Source organism: Paragemmobacter amnigenus (genome assembly GCF_009908265.2).
Taxonomy (GTDB): Bacteria; Pseudomonadota; Alphaproteobacteria; order Rhodobacterales; family Rhodobacteraceae; genus Paragemmobacter; species Paragemmobacter amnigenus.
In genome coordinates this window covers 173,993-188,986 of record NZ_JAAATX020000009.1, presented here as the reverse complement: position 1 = coordinate 188,986, position 14,994 = coordinate 173,993, and the positions used below count along the sequence as shown (strand labels likewise).

Below are 14,994 nucleotides of genomic sequence, written 5' to 3'. Positions count from 1 at the left end.
CGCTCAGCCCCCCAGCACGGTGCGGATCGCGGCGGGGTCGATGTCGTGATACTCGGCAATCACCACCAGCCGCGACTGGCGCGGCATCGCGGCCCAAGGCCGGTCAAACTGATGGCGCACCCGCTCGCCCACCGCCTGCACCAGAAGGCGCATCGGCTTGCCCTGAACGGCGACATAGCCCTTGACGCGCAGGATGTGCCGGTCACGCGCGAGGCGCTGGATGCGGGCCACAAGCTCCTCGACGTCGACCACTTCGGGCAGGTCGATCACGACCGAGGCAAAGTCGTCATGCTCGTGGTCGTCATGGCCATCATGGTGGCTCGGGCGCGCCGCCAGATCGTCTTCGGCGGCGGCTTGCAGGCCAAGGATCACCCGCGGGTCGATCACCCCGTCAGTCATGGCCAGAATGGGCACCCGGCGCGGCATTTCGGCCTCGATCGCCGCGCGGGCGGCGGCAAGACCGGCGTCCCCGGCCAGATCGGCCTTGGACAAAAGCACTATATCGGCGCAGGAAATCTGGTCCTCGAAGACCTCGGACAGCGGCGTTTCGTGATCGATCGAGGCATCGGCAGCCCGCTGGGCATCCACCGCCGCCACATCGGGGGCAAAGCGACCCGCCGCCACCGCCTCGGCATCGGCCAGCGCCACCACACCATCAACCGTGATCTTCGAGCGGATCGCGGGCCAGTCGAAGGCTTTCAGCAAAGGCTTGGGCAAGGCCAGACCCGAAGTTTCGATCAGAATGTGATCGGGCCGCTGTGGCAGGGCCATCAGCGCTTCGATGGTGGGGATGAAATCATCTGCCACCGTGCAGCAGATGCAGCCGTTCGCCAGTTCGACGATGTTTTCCGCCGGGCAGCTCTCGTCAGCACAAGATTTCAGGATGTCGCCATCCACCCCCATGGTGCCAAACTCGTTGACCAGAATCGCCAGCCGCTTGCCCTGCGGGTTCTGCATCAGATGGCGGATCAGCGTGGTCTTGCCGGCACCCAGAAAGCCCGTGATCACGGTAACGGGAATTTTGGTCAGGTCGGTCATGTCAGATCTCCATCGGGGGCATAATCGGGGGAATACGGGCCAGGCTTTGCTTGCGGAAAATCACCGGGCGGTCACGCCAGGGCACCAGGCCGTCGGCATTGGCGGCATAAAGCGCGGCCCCGCGCAGGATTTCGGGCGCATCGGCGGTCGTCATGCGGCCATAGACATAGGACCAGCCGCCGGGGCGGGTCAGCGCCACCGTGCAGCCATGATCGCAGGCCGAAAGGCATTCCACGGCGCGGAGCGTCACGCCCTGCGGCAGGGCTTCGGCCGCAAGCACCTTGTGCAGCGTGGTTCCGGGACAATCCTGTCCCTCGGGCACCGGCTGACCGGCGCGGCAGGTGGTGCAAACGTGAAGAACAGCGGCCATGGCCCCTCCCATAAGTGCAAACGGGAATGGCCGACGGATTGGGTTGTGAAATCCCAACACCCGAAGGTCACGGAACACCCCGTCCGCGCGATTCAGATCAGGATCTGGCAGGTCTCCCGGCTTGCGGATATCGGGACGCGGCAAAGCCTTGCCCCAGCGCTCTGCCCGCCTTCCCGAACCTTGCGGCCAGTGGCATTGAGCAGACCTTTCCGGTCACGGTCGCGGGGGCGGCTGCGCTTCGGCGAGGCGACGAAAGACGTCACAAAACCTGTCGCATTCCCTTTTGGCCTGCCCTAAGACAGGCACCAGCGCCTATGTCTCCCTCCTGAGACAGATTGGCCGCGCTGTCAAGCAAAAGGAACGCCGCCAATGCCAGAGACTGATGAAAGCGCCGCCGTGGACCAAGGCGAAGACCTTGCCCGCCATGCCACCAAAATGGCCAAGAAGAAGGCCGCCCGTGACAAGATCATGGCAGGAAAATCCGGAGAAAAAGGGCTGGTGATTGTCCATACGGGCGCAGGCAAGGGCAAATCCTCTTCAGGATTCGGCATGATCCTGCGCTGCATCGCCCATGACATGCCCTGCGCCGTGGTGCAGTTCATCAAGGGCGCCTGGGACACCGGCGAACGCCGCCTGATCGAAGGCAACTTTGCCAACCTCTGCCAGTTTCACGCCATGGGCGAAGGCTTTACCTGGGAAACCCAGGACAAGGCCCGCGATATCGCCGCCGCCCGCAAGGGCTGGGAAAGGGCCAAGGAGCTGATCCGCAACCCCGAGATCCGCTTTGTCTTGCTCGACGAAATCAACATCGCCCTGCGCTATGATTATCTTGACCTCGACGAAGTTCTTACCTTCCTGCGCGACGAAAAGCCCCTATTGACCCATGTCTGCCTGACCGGGCGCAACGCGAAAGAGGCGCTGATCGAGGCGGCCGATCTGGTCACCGAGATGGCCCTGATCAAGCATCCTTTCCGCGCGGGAATCAAGGGCCAGCCCGGGGTTGAATTCTGATGCGGCGACGCGGGCGCATTTACAGGGGTCTTCGTTGTGCTGGGGGCCGTCCATGAAGGCGGTGATGCTTCAGGGGTGCGGGTCAAACGTCGGCAAGTCGATGTTGGTGGCAGGGCTTTGTCGGGCGGCGCGGCGGCGGGGGCTTTCGGTGGCACCTTTCAAGCCGCAGAATATGTCGAACAACGCCGCAGTGACGGCCGATGGCGGCGAGATCGGGCGGGCGCAGGCCCTGCAGGCTTTGGCTTGCGGGTTGGAGCCTTTGATTGACATGAACCCGGTTCTTCTGAAGCCCGAATCCGAAACTGGCGCGCAGGTCATCGTGCAGGGCAAGCGTCTGGTCACGGCACGCGCGTGGGAATATGCGGCACTGAAGCCGCAGTTGATGGAGGCGGTTCTTGAAAGTTTCAGACGGCTCAAATCCGCGCATGACCTTGTCATCGTCGAGGGCGCAGGCAGCCCGGCAGAGGTGAACCTGCGGGCGGGCGACATTGCTAACATGGGATTTGCCCGGGCCGCCAATGTGCCTGTGGTTCTGGCCGGTGACATTGACCGGGGAGGCGTGATTGCTCAGATTGTCGGGACCAAAGCAGTTCTTGACCCAGCCGATGCCGAGATGGTGGCTGGGTTTCTCATCAACAAATTTCGCGGCGATCCGCGGCTTTTCGACGATGGCTATCGGCTGATTGCGGCGCACACTGGCTGGCGCGGATTTGGCGTGGTGCCGTGGTTTTCGCAGGCGCATCTCTTGCCTGCCGAGGATGCGCTGGACATTGCCTCGGCCCCAAGGCGCGAAGGCATCACGATCGCCTGCCTTACTTTCTCGCGCATTGCCAATTTCGATGATCTTGATCCGTTGAAGGCCGAACCCTGTGTCAACCTTGTCATGGTGCGCGCGGGCGAAGCCATTCCGGGGGATGCGCGGTTGGTGATTCTGCCGGGATCCAAATCCACGCGCTGCGATCTGGCTTATCTGCGGGCGCAAGGCTGGGACATTGATCTTGCCGCCCATATCCGGCGCGGCGGGCATGTTTTGGGCATTTGTGGGGGGTACCAGATGCTGGGCCGGAAGGTTTGTGATCCAGATGGCATTGAAGGACCGGCGGGCGAGACGGCGGGCCTGGGTCTTCTTGACGTCGAAACCGTGATGACGCCGGACAAGCGGCTGTCGCGGGTCAAGGCCAGTCATGCCGGCACCGGCCTGCCGGTTGAGGGCTATGAAATCCACATTGGTCGAAGCCATGGTCCCGATTGCGCCCGCCCCTTTGCACGGATCAAGGGCCGCGATGAGGGGGCCATCAGCGCAGGTGGGCGTATTTGCGGCAGCTATCTGCATGGGCTGTTTCACGAAGATGCCTTCCGCAGGGCCTATCTTGGCCAACTGGGGATCCACGCCGCGGCGCGCAACCACGCGGCCGGAGTCGAGACGGTTCTGGACGCCCTGGCCGACCATGTCGAGGCCCATCTGGATGTGCCGGGCCTGTTGGCGCTGGCTCGCTAACAGCCTGAAAGCGCCGTTTGCAGGCGGTCCCATTCCGGCTCTGGCCCCGGCAGGCCAAGGCGCAGCAGGGTTTCGGACCATGGGAAAATACGACTCCAGATTTGATGCTTGGCCAGCCGGTCCTGGGCCAGTGCGGCATTTGCGGTGTCATAGAGCCGGAACAGCGTCGAACCGCCAGCGACCTGCCAACCTGCCATAAGGGCAAGGGCATCGGCCCATGCAGCATCTGTGGCAAGCTGGGCGCGCATCGCCGATGCCCAGGCCGAGTCGGCCAAGGCACGCCCTCCGATTTCGATCGCGGGGCCAGAGACGGGCCAAGGCCCGCTCATCCGGGTCAGCGCGGCAATCTCGGCCCCGGCACCGAAAGCAAAGCCAAGGCGCAGCCCCGCCAGCCCGTAGAACTTGCCAAAAGAGCGCAGCACCAAGAGGTTGCGCTGCCCGAGCCGGGGCAGAAGCGACAGCTCTGGCGTCACATCGCCGAAGCTTTCATCCACGACGAGCAGGCCGATGCTTTCGGCCAGCGCCAGAAGCGTTTCAGGTCGGAAGCTGCGGCCATCGGGGTTGTTGGGGTTGACGATGACCGCCAGATCGGCCCCGCGCAAATCATCGGGATGGGTGCAGTTGCGCACCTGCCATCCCTCGGCCAGAAGGCAAGCGGCGTGTTCGTTGTAGGTCGGGCCAAGAACGGCAGCCTTGCCCGCAGGGCGCAAGCGCGGCACCAACTGGATCGCAGCTTGCGCACCGCCAAGGGCCACGCCCTCCGCCGCCGCAGACAAGCCCCAGCTTGCCACAGCCTGAGCAATCAACCCGGCTTGCGCCGCCCGTGTCGGCAGATTGCGCCAAGCGGCGGCGGGCACATCGGGCAGCGGCCAAGGGCGGCGATTGATGCCGGTGGACAGGTCAATCCAGTCGCCGGCACCATAGGCTGCCATCGCCTGATCGAGATTGCCCCCATGGTCATTTCCGTGATCGCGCATCCTGATGTCTCCCGTTCAGCCGCCGCAGGTAACCAGCTGATGCACGCCACGCAACCCCGCTTCGCGCAGGGCCGAAATGCCGTGGGGCGGAAGGTGACCAGGCGCAAAGATCAACGCCCGCGCCGCGCCGGAATGTGAGATTGTCCAGCCAAGCGCGCCAAGATCGCGAGCAAGACTTTCCGTCGGGTCGCCCAAGGGGCCGCGCCGGGCGATGCAGCGCCGGGCGCTTTCACTGGCAAGCGCGGCGCGGGTCGCCAAAGGGCCGCCAGCCTGCCAGCGCGCCACCAGATCAGAGACGTCGTCATAGTTCTGATCCGCCGCTTGCGTGGGACGTGGCGGCCCCCAGAAACCGGCCAGCAAATGCGCGCGGGGTTGCGGTGGAAGCGCGGCCAGCTCGCGACCCAGACGCGGGGCCCACAACAACCGCCCCGGGTTCCTGAACATCAGCGGGTCACTGGCCCCCTCCGCCGCGACACATGCGCGGGCAAGAGCCAAAGGGCTTTGCGCCCCCGCAGTCAGGCGGGCTATCGCCAAAAGCCCTGCTGTGGACATGCCGGTGCCAAGACCCGGCGGGTAGGGCAGGCGCAACTGAACCCTGCCGCCCAAACTGCGCCCAAGCGCGTGGGCAAAGCGGGCCAGCACGGCAGGAGGCAAGTTGCCATGGCCGATGGTGTGACAGAAAAGGCCCCGGTCGAGACGTCGCCAAGCGGCAACGCTAACCCCTTTCGGGGTAAGCGTCACCAAGGCCAGCGGACCATCCGCCCCAAGCCTACCCTGCAACCATTCGCCAAAATGGCACGGCAGGTGAACTGGTCCCGAAGCGGGGCCGTCAGCTGCCATGCTGCCCCCAACCTTCGTGATAAATCAGATCCTCCAGTGGCAGGCGGGTGGCCCAGCCTTTGGCCTGCAACTCTGGTTCGGCGTAAAGCGTATCAACATGGCCCAGACACAGCCAGGCGACCGGCGAGACGTGATCGGGCAACCCCAGGATCCCGCGCAGATCATCCTTGTGAAAGATGCTGACCCAGCCCACGCCAATGCCCTCGGCCCTTGCCGCCAGCCAAAGATTCTGCACGGCGCAGACGGTTGAGAAAAGGTCCATTTCAGGCTGATGCGTGCGGCCCAGCACAACAGGTCCGCCCCGGCTGTGGTCACAGGTGATGCACAGATTGACCGGGGCTTGCAGGATGCCCTCCAGCTTCAGCGCCGAATAAAGCGGGCGCTGATGATCGGGAAACATCGCGCAGGCCTCGGCATTGGCGCGGACAAACGCGGCCTGTGCCTGGGCTTTCACCCCGGTCGAGCGGATGACAATGAAGTTCCATGGCTGCGATAATCCGACCGAAGGCGCGTGATGCGCGGCCAGCAACAGGCGGCGCAGCGTTACCTCGTCGATCTCGCGCGCCGTGAACTGGCTGCGCACATCGCGGCGGGTGTGGATCGCACGGTAAACTGCCGCCAGTTCGGCGGGCGCAAATGGCCCGGACGGCAAAAGCGCGTTCTCAGCGGGTGCAAGATCAGACATGGTATTCCCCTTGGCGAAAAACAGGGGTGCCGCTGGCCTTCGGCATCTCTGGTCCTGTCTGGCCGGTCTTCTGACTTGGCTTCATCCAGGACCGCGCCTTCCCGAGCCTTGCGGCCAGTGGCATCTGCGACCCCATCCACCTTACAGCGTTGGGCACGTTGTGGAGTTGCACCACATTCCCGATTCTCCCCGCTTGCGCAGGGCACCAGACACCTATTTGATACCCCAAGCGGGTGATGCGGGCAAGGATCTTCACGACGACCTGGAGATCATCCGGCGACGCTCAACGGAGCAGCGGACAGCAGCGCCAACAGGTCGTCTGCTGACTGCGGCGTCCGCGTACCGGGCGGGCAAAGTCCACGTTTCGTGGCACCCAGCCAGAGTTCGATCAGAACCGGAGGGCGCAGGCCTGCCGTGGCCAGCAATTCTGGGTCGGACAAAAGCGCCCCGGCCTCACCTTGCACCAGCACCGTGCCGTTCTGGAACAAAGCCACGTCATCGGCCAGAGCAAGCGCGAGTTCGATGTCATGGGTCGAGAATACCAGTGTCATGCCGCGCTGACCAAGTCGGCGCAAAAGCGCAATCAGTTGATCTGCACCTTCCCGGTCAAGACCTGCGGTCGGCTCATCAAGCAGCAAAATCTCTGGCTCCATCGCCACTGCTCCGGCAATGGCCACACGCTTTTTCTGCCCACCCGACAGCATATGTGTCGAACGTGTCGCCAGATCTTCGATCCCCAAAGCCACCAGCGCCGCCTGCACCCGCAAGGCAGCGGCGGCCTCGGACAGACCCTGATTGAGCGGACCGAAGGACACATCCTCGGCCACGGTAGCGGCGAAGATCTGGTCGTCCGGGTCCTGCAATACCAAAGCCACCCGGCTGCGCCAGTGGACCAACCCCCGGCGGGAATACACGCCCGGCTGGCCCGCCAGGCGAACCTCGCCCCGATCCGGCCGGAGTGAGCCGTTCAGATGCAAGAGCAGCGTTGATTTGCCCGCCCCGTTTGGCCCCAGAATGGCCATCTTGCGCCCTGGTGCAATGTCAAGCGACAGCTGTCGCAAGGCCGACACCTCGCCCGGATAGGCGTAATGCAGGTCATGGGCCGACAAAACCGCGGTCATAGAAGCGTCCCCGCCAGAAGGATTGCTGCCTGCAAGATCAATACCAGCGCCACCATGCCGAGTGATACCGGGTTGCGCTGTGACAGAACCCGCAACTCACCCTGCCAGCCCCGCGCCGCCAGCCCGGTTTCCATCCGCCGCGCCCGCGCCATTGCCCGCGGCAATAGGTTGGCGATCACCATCGCCGTCGAGCGCAGCCAGCCGCTGCGGGTAGAGTGGCCTTGCCGTGCACGTTGGGCCGCCGTCATTGCCATGGCCTCATCGGCAATGATGAAGACGAATCGATAGGTCAAGAGCGCCAGTTCCACGATCTCGGCCGGAACCCACAGCCGCCGAAGACCGCCGATCAACTCCGCGGCCGGAGTGGTGAAGGCAAGGAACATCAGGCAAAACGTCGCCGCCATCGCCCGCAGGCACAGCAGGGCCGCCCGCTCGGTCCCGCCAAGGGCCAGCCCGATGCCGTCGCCGCCTACCTGCACCAAGAGCAAAACGGCGCCCGCGGCGAGAAACCCCAAGGGCAGCGCCACGGTTGCCAGCCAAAGCCTCCATGGAACCCGCGCCCCAGGGAAAGTGAAACCCAACATGGCTAGGCTGACCAAAGCCGCCCCCGGCCAAGGCGGCAGCGTCACGGCAAGGGCCAGAAAACCCAAACCGATCAGGGCTTTTTCACCCAAGGCCCGATGCCGCCAGCGATTCAGGCTGGCGGCGCGGTCAAGCGTTCCAACTGACATCTCAGGACTGGCCGTCCTTGTTCGCTGCGCCGTCCTTGCGCCCATGGGATCGCCCTATGACATAGCCGATCACCAAGGCGCCCAAGGCAGCCTGCAATGAGAAGAACAAGCTCGCGACCTCGCTACTCGGTGGTTCCCAGATCGGGCGGAACCATGGGGTGAACCCCTTTTTCGTCTCGATCAGCGCGGCAGCCTCGCCATCGGCACCGCCAAACTCACCGCCAATGAAAAGTGGGATGATGACGATCAACGCCACGCCGAGCAGCATCCAGACAGAGCGGGTCGATATCATTTGAACTTTCCTGCCAGCGCGGCAATCCGGTCCTGATCGCGTGTCTTGCCAGAAAGCGCTTCGATCACAACGACTGTGAGCAGACCTTCGGCAATCGCCAGCGGCACTTGGGTAAGGGCGAAGATGCCACCAAATTTCAGCGCGGCACCGGTGAACCCGGAAACCGGATCTGGATAGGCCAGCGCCAGCTGCAGAGAAGTGAAAACATAAGTGACAAGGTCACCTAAAGCGGCGGCCAGAAACACTGATGCGGAAAAGGACAGGCCCGCGCGACCGGCCAGTTTCCAGACCCCATAAGCCACCCAAGGCCCGACAATCGCCATGGAAAAAGCATTGGCTCCCAGCGTGGTCAACCCGCCATGCGCCAAAAGAAGGGCCTGAAACAATAGAACGATGACACCCAGCACCGCCATCACCGAAGGACCAAAGACAATCGCCCCCAGCCCGGTGCCGGTAGGGTGCGAACAAGACCCAGTGACCGACGGGATTTTCAGTGCCGACAGCACAAAGGCAAACGCCCCCGCGGCAGCCAAAGTCAGCCGCACCTCGGGCTTTTCGCGAACTATTCTGCGGATGCGCGCGGCCCCTGCCAAGACAAAGGGTGCCGAAACGGCATACCATCCCAACGCATGGGATGCGGGCAAGAAGCCCTCCATGATGTGCATGTACAATCCTTCCACATCGGACGCGCTGCTATCGAAAGACCCAAGGACACCCCGCCCCGGACGGCTTGCAGCAATAGAGCGATGGCAGGTCTCCTGACTTGCGGGTCGTTGCGCCCCGGTCGCCTTCCCGGCTCTTGTCCCCGTGGAAAGGGGGGAGCCAGTGGCATTCGACCGGGACCTCGCCGCTTACAGTTGCGGGGGCAGTCACGGGTTCGGCCCCTGATGGGTAATCCTCACCGTGTTCCCTTTTGATCCCATGGCACTGGGAACCATCCCAGCCAGCTAACCGTCTGGGGCGGGTCTTGTCAATCGTTGGATACATCCTCCGGCGCTCTTGAACTCGCAGCAATAGGAGGGCCTCGTCTTCCGGTATGTAGTTTCGGCATAATATCCAAGATCAAGAATATGTCATGCTCGTCGGCCAAGGCCGCACAGGAATAGACCCGAGTAGTGCGTGGTCGATGTGCAGCAGATTTCCTCCTCCATATTCAGGATAGAATCCCGCTTAAGCCACTGCGGCAGGCCACATTCAGCCGCAGCCGGTCATTTCGTCCGGGGAATCTTATTGCTGCTCGGTCGTCATCGGGGTTCAGATCAGACCGGGCGACACTCAGTTCCCCCAGATACGCGGTTCCAGATCCTGCGCGGCGGCGCGCGTCAGAGCAAGGATTCCTCCTTTTAAGGCGCCGTAGTGCGAAAAGCCGATGGTGCCACCCTTTTGCGCCGCAACCGATGCCTGGGTGACAGCAGACCCCCGTCGCGCAGCGCCTTTGCCGCGCTGCGGATCAGGTCGAAGGCGACATCAAGGTTGGTCGAAATCGTTCAACGCCGTTGTTTGTCGGTTATCTCTGGCCACGGTGCCTGCTGATTGATGCCTGCGCAAGCGCCAGATGGTCCAGCCCACCAAAGCGGTCCACACCGGTCGTCGCGCGCTCGACGCCGCTTGCCGCGCCGGCGATGAGCGCTGTTTTTCACCAGAGTCGAACATGGCCGTATTCCTTGCGATTTTCCAATTTTGCGCAACTTGCAGCGGTGGGTTGCACGCTTGGACATCCAGCCACTGCCGCGCCTGCGCCGTCCGCTCCATCGCGTCGTTTACGCGATGGAGCGGACGACGTTATCGAAAGTTGGCGCGCTCAGGGTGCCGTTGCGAATCTCGTCGCCCATCCGGACATAGAGCCGCGCCACTTTCGACGATAGATGTGATCGGGCCAATCGCCTACCGTGCATTCGGGCGGTACTTGGCTCCGCTCAATCAGATCAACCACTCCACGCGCGCCCTCGATCGTCAATTGAACTTGATGCGTGCCGCCATGCAGCCCTGTCACGCGTAGATCTCGCCCAGCGTTCCGTTGATCTGCCATTCAAAGTCGCTGCCGCCGCGCGGCATGCCACCCTGGTTATGCATGACGATGGGACATCCCGCCTGATCCGCCCCCAGACCGCGATATGGTCGGGCGTATCGAATAGCACGATGCGGCCGGTCTCGGGCAGAAGGATTTCCATGCGACGGCTCTCCATGAACGCCGTCCAGCGCAAAGCCAACCTGCAAGAACCGCAGCACCGGGAACACGGTATCGCCAACCGACACATGCAGCTTTGACTGCTTTCGCCGTTCGCGTTTGCGCGCGGCCTCCAGCCCTTCACGCACTTCGGGCGGCAGAAATTCCAACCTGGCCGCGCCCTCCTGACCTTCAGTCTCGGTTGGAAATGGCCAAAATCACGGTAAGTCCTTGATGGCGCAGGCCTGTTGCAAAATTATGAGGGTAGCATGACGGTTTTGCCGGAGCGCGCAACAGGCAGTGGCTAAACAGGACAGACGGCACCCCTTGCACTTGCCCCCCGAACCGGGATGTCTCGTAGCCATGACAGCCCCGATTCTCGTCCTCGCCCTTCTCCTCGATGCCCTAATGGGAGAGCCGGACTGGCTCTGGCACCGCCTGCCGCATCCGGCGACGTTGATGGGCCGCCTGATCGCCGCACTTGACCGGTGGCTCAACCGGCCGCCTGTTGCCAAGCTGGCCGGGATTGTGATGGCAGTGGCGCTGGTCGGGTTTGCTGCGACACTGGGCTGGCTGATCCACCTGATCCCGGATTGGGGCGTTCTGGAATGCCTTACTGTGGCGATCCTGCTGGCGCAACGCAGCCTTGTTGATCACGTCCGCGCCGTTGCCGACGGTCTGCGCAGCAGCCTTGACCATGGCAAGCAGGCCGTCGCGATGATCGTCGGCCGCGACATCGTCTCGATGCACGAACCCGACGTGGCCCGTGGCGCCATCGAATCCGCGGCCGAGAATCTGTCGGATGGCGCCATCGCCCCGGCATTCTGGTATCTGATCGGCGGTTTGCCCGGCCTTCTGGTCTACAAGATGGCCAACACCGCCGATAGCGTGGTGGGCCACATGACGCCCCGGCACCGCGACTTCGGCTGGGCCTCGGCCCGTTGGGACGACCTTCTGAACCTGATCCCTGCGCGGCTGACTGCGCTGCTGATCGCGCTCACCAGCGGCTGGACCGACCCGCGCCCGGTGCTGCGCGACGCGCCGAGACACCGCAGCCCCAATGCGGGCTGGCCCGAGTCGGCGCTGGCACCGGTGCTGAACGTCTCGCTTGCCGGGCCGCGCAGCTATGGCGGTGTGATGACCGACTATCCCTGGGTCTGGCCCGAAGGGCGGCGCGACCCCGGTCCGGACGACATCGACGCGGCTTGCCGCGCGTTGTGGCGGGCCTGGGCCGGGATGCTTGCTCTGGTGGCCCTGATCGCCCTAACTTGACGCTAGAGATGCCGTAATGGGCGAGTCGGTCTCCAACGGTGAAGTTTGGTGTCGTTGCCCTCGTCACATATCGTGACACGGGGCCTTGCTGGATGGCGTGCCCCTGGCTTTTGCAAAGGAGGACAACGACATGGAATACTTTATCGGCATCGACGTTTCGTTGGAAGCATCGTCGGTTTGCGTGATGGATCAGGGCGGCGCGGTTGTGAAGGAAACGAAGGTTCTCAGCGAACCCGATGCCTTGATCACCTTCGTGCATGGATTGGACCATGAGGTGAGCTGCATCGGCATGGAGGCCGGTCCATTGTCGCAATGGCTGTACAAGCATCTGACCGAGGCTGGCCTGACGATCGTTCTGATGGAAACGCGGCAGGTGAAGGGGGCCTTGAAGGCAATGCCGATCAAGACAGACCGTCGCGACGCACTTGGCATAGCACAGCTCCTGCGCATGGGGTGGTTCCGCCCGGTGCATTGCAAATCGGTGTCTTCCCAGGAGATCCGGGCTTTGCTGGCAACGCGCAAGACGCTGCAGGGCGGTGCCATTGCCATCGAACTTTCGATGCGCGGCCTTTTGCGCGGTTTTGGTCTGAAGGTCGGTCTGGTCAGCAAGGGTCTGCTGGACGCGCGTGCCCGGGAACTTGCTGAGGGCAACAGCACTCTCAAGGCCTCGGTCACATCGATGTTGCGGGGTCGGGCCGCTTTGCGTGCCGAGTTGATTCGCATCGACAAGCGGCTTCGCGATGTTGCGCGCACCGACGATGTTTGCCGCTTGATGATGACCGTGCCGGGTGTCGGACCGCTTGTCGCACTGACCGTGAAAGCCGGAATTGATGATCCGGGGCGGTTTCGGTCGTCGAAGATGGTCGGGCCGCATTTCGGTCTGACACCGCGGCGTGATCAATCCGGTGAACGCGATGTGGTCGGTGGCATCAGCCGGGCGGGCGATGCGGGGGGCCGAACGGCACTGTATCAGGCGGCCACCTCTATGCTCTACCACAGTGCAAAGAACTCCTGGTTGCGCGCCTGGGGCATGCGGGTTGCGCAACGGCGCGGAATGAAGCGCGCCGTCGTTGCGGTCGCCCGCAGGCTTGGCGTCGTGCTGCACCGGATGTGGGCGGACAGTACGGTGTTCCGCTTCAGTCTGACTGACCATCCCGCCAAGAGTGTCTGAATAACAAAAAACCCCAGAACAGAACGGGAGCACAAGATCGGGTCAAGCATAGACGCAGAGAACTCCGATGTCCCTTCGCCGGGACGTGGATTCCGATGACGCCGCAGAATCGCTCGTACCTGCCGCAAGGCAAGAGCACGCCAAAGAGATCGGCGCGCGGGATCCATCTGACAAGGCATATAGTGGCGGCCAAGCGCCGACTACGGACGGAAGCATGAATCCGGCGAAGCGACCAGGTTCGGACGGACGGAGCGGAAAGCCTGCACGCCGAAGAGACGACGAATACGATAGTCCGTCACTGGTTCGGTTCCAGTGGCCATCGCGTTGCATCCCACGGCAAGCGCCGTTTATTCTCATGTTTTCAAGATACTTGACTTCACTTCGCCCATTACGGAAGCGATTCTCTTCCAATCAGGTTCACGTGATTTGAGGAGATACGCAACATAACCAACAGCTTGCCGGTCTTGGATTGGGTTCAATCTGAACCAGCTTGAACCCAATCCACTCCAAGCGCAACCTTGCCCTGATCGTCCTGCTTGCCCGTGGATGCGGTGAAAAGCCTTTTGACCGGCGCGCGGGTGGACCAGAAAGTGCTGAAAGCACACTACAGCCAGGGTATCTTCCGCAAGACATTTCTCGATTTCTCGCAATAGCTGATCTCGAAAAGCCGTCTTTCCACCGCCCTCGTCGAGGCCGGCTACTCACCCCGCGTGGCTTCCTACTTGCCTTCTGGGCCTTCGAGACCGACTTCGGCCAGACCCAGGGCGATTTCAAGACCCGCAACGCCCTTCCGACCCTTGCCCAAGATTGCCGCTGGTCCGGGGTGCTCCGGCCGCAGATCTTTACCTCCATCGCGCTGCAGGCCGCTGTTGAGCTCCCTCTGGACACCACCGTCGTCTGGGCGAGCGAGATCGGGATGGTCTAGGCGCTGCACGCCGACATTCTGGCGCGCGGCGTCGATTGCGAAAGTGACGGGCATGTAACGTTGAATATCTCGGTTCCCGACGCCATCCTGTCGCGCGTCAACCTTCTGCGCCACAACAGCCGACGTGACGGAGAGCCCTGACTGACCGAAGTCACCGTGCCCGAGAGGTTTGAATGGTCGCTTTCGGATCTGCACACCAAACAGCCTGCCGAGGCTTGGTCGTCCTAGGCATTGCCCCGCGCAAAGACAGCTTGCCGCAGGGCCGCAAGGGCCCGGCTTTCCTGATCTACCAGAACTTCCGAGCCCTGTTCTACTGGAGCCAGAGCTTAGCTATGTCCTGCCCACAGCCAATTTAGCCACGCAGATTCAAGATGCCCTGCCCTATGCCGCAGGCACTCCCGATCCAGCGCTGACGCCAGAACAGATGACAGCCCAGAAGCAGAAACTGAGGGCTTTGGGCCATGATGCCGGCTAGATCAACGGCATCCTTGGCGCGGGCACCCACGATGCGGAGCAGAAGGAACAGCATCGCCTTGCTCTGCCCGCCGACGCCTGGCCGACGGTCGATCTGCTGAACACACTCTGACAGCAGACTGGGGCCTCGTTTCCATCGTCAAGGCACCGCAGGAAAAGGTGGCTGCCTTCACAGCCCACCAGCTTTCGCTTGGTCGTGCCCGCATCTGGCAGTACTTCGACGACCCCGAAGACGCCGCCTTTGACTCACTGTCCCGCGTCCCGCAGGTCACCGCCGCCCGCTGCGACGACACCCGCTGGGCCATCGCAGGCACCCGCCCCGAGCGGCACCAGAACCGCCTATCGAGCCTGCCGCCTGCCTGGACAGAGCCATATCGACGTTGATGAATTCCTCCACCCATCTCGGAAATCCTCGGCGCCCT

General features: G+C 63.0%; 18 protein-coding genes and 3 riboswitches. Of the genes, 6 read left to right on the top strand and 12 right to left on the bottom strand.

Annotated elements, in window-relative coordinates; genetic code table 11:
* Nucleotides 1-3: 3 nt before the first annotated feature.
* Entirely contained in the window at nucleotides 4-1,038 is a 1,035-nt protein-coding gene (cobW, locus tag GU927_RS13980; RefSeq protein ID WP_161763057.1) for a cobalamin biosynthesis protein CobW, read from the bottom strand.
* A 1-nt stretch (nucleotide 1,039) separates the two neighbouring features.
* A complete protein-coding gene (locus GU927_RS13975; RefSeq protein ID WP_161763056.1) occupies nucleotides 1,040-1,408 on the bottom strand; it encodes a DUF1636 family protein in 369 nt (122 codons plus the stop codon).
* An 89-nt stretch (nucleotides 1,409-1,497) separates the two neighbouring features.
* Nucleotides 1,498-1,733: riboswitch (cobalamin riboswitch) on the bottom strand.
* A gap of 44 nt (nucleotides 1,734-1,777) precedes the next feature.
* Between GU927_RS13975 and cobO the strand changes: the two genes are divergently transcribed.
* Together cobO and GU927_RS13965 are read left to right on the top strand one after the other, a co-directional pair.
* Nucleotides 1,778-2,419, top strand: coding sequence for a cob(I)yrinic acid a,c-diamide adenosyltransferase (gene cobO / locus GU927_RS13970; protein WP_161763055.1), 642 nt, complete (start codon nucleotides 1,778-1,780; stop codon nucleotides 2,417-2,419).
* A gap of 52 nt (nucleotides 2,420-2,471) precedes the next feature.
* Nucleotides 2,472-3,917, top strand: a complete 1,446-nt coding sequence (locus GU927_RS13965) for a cobyric acid synthase (RefSeq protein WP_161763054.1) — start codon at nucleotides 2,472-2,474, stop codon at nucleotides 3,915-3,917.
* Here the strand turns inward: GU927_RS13965 and cobD are convergent.
* From cobD to GU927_RS13920, 9 genes are all read right to left on the bottom strand, one after another.
* Nucleotides 3,914-4,894, bottom strand: a complete 981-nt coding sequence (gene cobD, locus GU927_RS13960) for a threonine-phosphate decarboxylase CobD (RefSeq protein WP_161763053.1) — start codon at nucleotides 4,892-4,894, stop codon at nucleotides 3,914-3,916. The two genes, GU927_RS13965 and cobD, sit on opposite strands and share 4 nt — an antisense overlap.
* 15 nt (nucleotides 4,895-4,909) lie before the next feature.
* Nucleotides 4,910-5,635: a propanediol utilization protein gene (locus tag GU927_RS13955; protein WP_232489222.1), complete on the bottom strand. Its 726-nt coding sequence runs from the start codon at nucleotides 5,633-5,635 to the stop codon at nucleotides 4,910-4,912.
* Between the two features lie 88 nt (nucleotides 5,636-5,723).
* The gene (gene bluB, locus GU927_RS13950) at nucleotides 5,724-6,419 is read right to left on the bottom strand and encodes a 5,6-dimethylbenzimidazole synthase (protein ID WP_161763051.1); all 696 of its coding nucleotides are present in this window, start codon (nucleotides 6,417-6,419) and stop codon (nucleotides 5,724-5,726) included.
* A gap of 43 nt (nucleotides 6,420-6,462) precedes the next feature.
* Nucleotides 6,463-6,644: riboswitch (cobalamin riboswitch) on the bottom strand.
* A 44-nt stretch (nucleotides 6,645-6,688) separates the two neighbouring features.
* Nucleotides 6,689-7,540: an energy-coupling factor ABC transporter ATP-binding protein gene (locus tag GU927_RS13945; protein ID WP_161763050.1), complete on the bottom strand. Its 852-nt coding sequence runs from the start codon at nucleotides 7,538-7,540 to the stop codon at nucleotides 6,689-6,691.
* Complete coding sequence (gene cbiQ, locus GU927_RS13940) at nucleotides 7,537-8,316, bottom strand: cobalt ECF transporter T component CbiQ (protein WP_217765654.1); 780 nt, start codon at nucleotides 8,314-8,316, stop codon at nucleotides 7,537-7,539. Before cbiQ ends, GU927_RS13945 begins: the two co-directional genes overlap by 4 nt.
* Entirely contained in the window at nucleotides 8,273-8,563 is a 291-nt protein-coding gene (locus GU927_RS13935) for an energy-coupling factor ABC transporter substrate-binding protein (protein WP_161763049.1), read from the bottom strand. Before GU927_RS13935 ends, cbiQ begins: the two co-directional genes overlap by 44 nt.
* Nucleotides 8,560-9,228, bottom strand: coding sequence for an energy-coupling factor ABC transporter permease (locus tag GU927_RS13930; RefSeq protein ID WP_161763048.1), 669 nt, complete (start codon nucleotides 9,226-9,228; stop codon nucleotides 8,560-8,562). Before GU927_RS13930 ends, GU927_RS13935 begins: the two co-directional genes overlap by 4 nt.
* A 66-nt stretch (nucleotides 9,229-9,294) precedes the next feature.
* A riboswitch (cobalamin riboswitch) is annotated at nucleotides 9,295-9,517 on the bottom strand.
* Between the two features lie 513 nt (nucleotides 9,518-10,030).
* Entirely contained in the window at nucleotides 10,031-10,216 is a 186-nt protein-coding gene (locus tag GU927_RS13925; protein WP_161763047.1) for a hypothetical protein, read from the bottom strand.
* A gap of 336 nt (nucleotides 10,217-10,552) precedes the next feature.
* Nucleotides 10,553-10,900 carry a hypothetical protein gene (locus GU927_RS13920; RefSeq protein ID WP_161763046.1) on the bottom strand — a complete coding sequence of 116 codons (348 nt, stop codon included), beginning with the start codon at nucleotides 10,898-10,900 and terminating at the stop codon, nucleotides 10,553-10,555.
* Between the two features lie 193 nt (nucleotides 10,901-11,093).
* Here GU927_RS13920 and cbiB point away from each other — a divergent pair, with 193 nt between their 5' ends.
* The 3 genes from cbiB to GU927_RS13905 all read left to right on the top strand — a co-directional run bounded on the left by cbiB (nucleotide 11,094) and on the right by GU927_RS13905 (nucleotide 14,098).
* Nucleotides 11,094-12,002, top strand: a complete 909-nt coding sequence (gene cbiB / locus GU927_RS13915) for an adenosylcobinamide-phosphate synthase CbiB (RefSeq protein ID WP_161763045.1) — start codon at nucleotides 11,094-11,096, stop codon at nucleotides 12,000-12,002.
* 130 nt (nucleotides 12,003-12,132) lie between these two features.
* Nucleotides 12,133-13,173, top strand: coding sequence for an IS110 family transposase (locus GU927_RS13910; protein WP_161763044.1), 1,041 nt, complete (start codon nucleotides 12,133-12,135; stop codon nucleotides 13,171-13,173).
* Between the two features lie 490 nt (nucleotides 13,174-13,663).
* Nucleotides 13,664-14,098 carry a lytic murein transglycosylase gene (locus tag GU927_RS13905; RefSeq protein WP_161763043.1) on the top strand — a complete coding sequence of 145 codons (435 nt, stop codon included), beginning with the start codon at nucleotides 13,664-13,666 and terminating at the stop codon, nucleotides 14,096-14,098.
* Nucleotides 14,099-14,450: 352 nt separating this feature from the next.
* Here the strand turns inward: GU927_RS13905 and GU927_RS13900 are convergent, their stop codons facing one another.
* Nucleotides 14,451-14,627 carry a hypothetical protein gene (locus GU927_RS13900; protein ID WP_161763042.1) on the bottom strand — a complete coding sequence of 59 codons (177 nt, stop codon included), beginning with the start codon at nucleotides 14,625-14,627 and terminating at the stop codon, nucleotides 14,451-14,453.
* Nucleotides 14,628-14,731: 104 nt separating this feature from the next.
* On the opposite strand from GU927_RS13900, the gene GU927_RS13895 reads away from it, so the two are divergent.
* Nucleotides 14,732-14,956, top strand: coding sequence for a hypothetical protein (locus tag GU927_RS13895; RefSeq protein ID WP_161763041.1), 225 nt, complete (start codon nucleotides 14,732-14,734; stop codon nucleotides 14,954-14,956).
* Nucleotides 14,957-14,994 lie beyond the last annotated feature (38 nt).

What these genes read in the sequence shown, in the direction of transcription:
- GU927_RS13900 (WP_161763042.1), bottom strand. Translation starts at nt 14,627, where the DNA reads ATGCTGTTCCTTCTGCTCCGCATCGTGGGTGCCCGCGCCAAGGATGCC.
- bluB (WP_161763051.1), bottom strand. Translation starts at nt 6,419, where the DNA reads ATGTCTGATCTTGCACCCGCTGAGAACGCGCTTTTGCCGTCCGGGCCA.
- cbiB (WP_161763045.1), top strand. Translation starts at nt 11,094, where the DNA reads ATGACAGCCCCGATTCTCGTCCTCGCCCTTCTCCTCGATGCCCTAATG.
- GU927_RS13930 (WP_161763048.1), bottom strand. Translation starts at nt 9,228, where the DNA reads ATGCACATCATGGAGGGCTTCTTGCCCGCATCCCATGCGTTGGGATGG.
- GU927_RS13945 (WP_161763050.1), bottom strand. Translation starts at nt 7,540, where the DNA reads ATGACCGCGGTTTTGTCGGCCCATGACCTGCATTACGCCTATCCGGGC.
- GU927_RS13910 (WP_161763044.1), top strand. Translation starts at nt 12,133, where the DNA reads ATGGAATACTTTATCGGCATCGACGTTTCGTTGGAAGCATCGTCGGTT.
- GU927_RS13965 (WP_161763054.1), top strand. Translation starts at nt 2,472, where the DNA reads ATGAAGGCGGTGATGCTTCAGGGGTGCGGGTCAAACGTCGGCAAGTCG.
- GU927_RS13935 (WP_161763049.1), bottom strand. Translation starts at nt 8,563, where the DNA reads ATGATATCGACCCGCTCTGTCTGGATGCTGCTCGGCGTGGCGTTGATC.
- GU927_RS13975 (WP_161763056.1), bottom strand. Translation starts at nt 1,408, where the DNA reads ATGGCCGCTGTTCTTCACGTTTGCACCACCTGCCGCGCCGGTCAGCCG.
- GU927_RS13925 (WP_161763047.1), bottom strand. Translation starts at nt 10,216, where the DNA reads ATGTTCGACTCTGGTGAAAAACAGCGCTCATCGCCGGCGCGGCAAGCG.
- cobW (WP_161763057.1), bottom strand. Translation starts at nt 1,038, where the DNA reads ATGACCGACCTGACCAAAATTCCCGTTACCGTGATCACGGGCTTTCTG.
- cbiQ (WP_217765654.1), bottom strand. Translation starts at nt 8,316, where the DNA reads ATGGGCGCAAGGACGGCGCAGCGAACAAGGACGGCCAGTCCTGAGATG.
- cobO (WP_161763055.1), top strand. Translation starts at nt 1,778, where the DNA reads ATGCCAGAGACTGATGAAAGCGCCGCCGTGGACCAAGGCGAAGACCTT.
- cobD (WP_161763053.1), bottom strand. Translation starts at nt 4,894, where the DNA reads ATGCGCGATCACGGAAATGACCATGGGGGCAATCTCGATCAGGCGATG.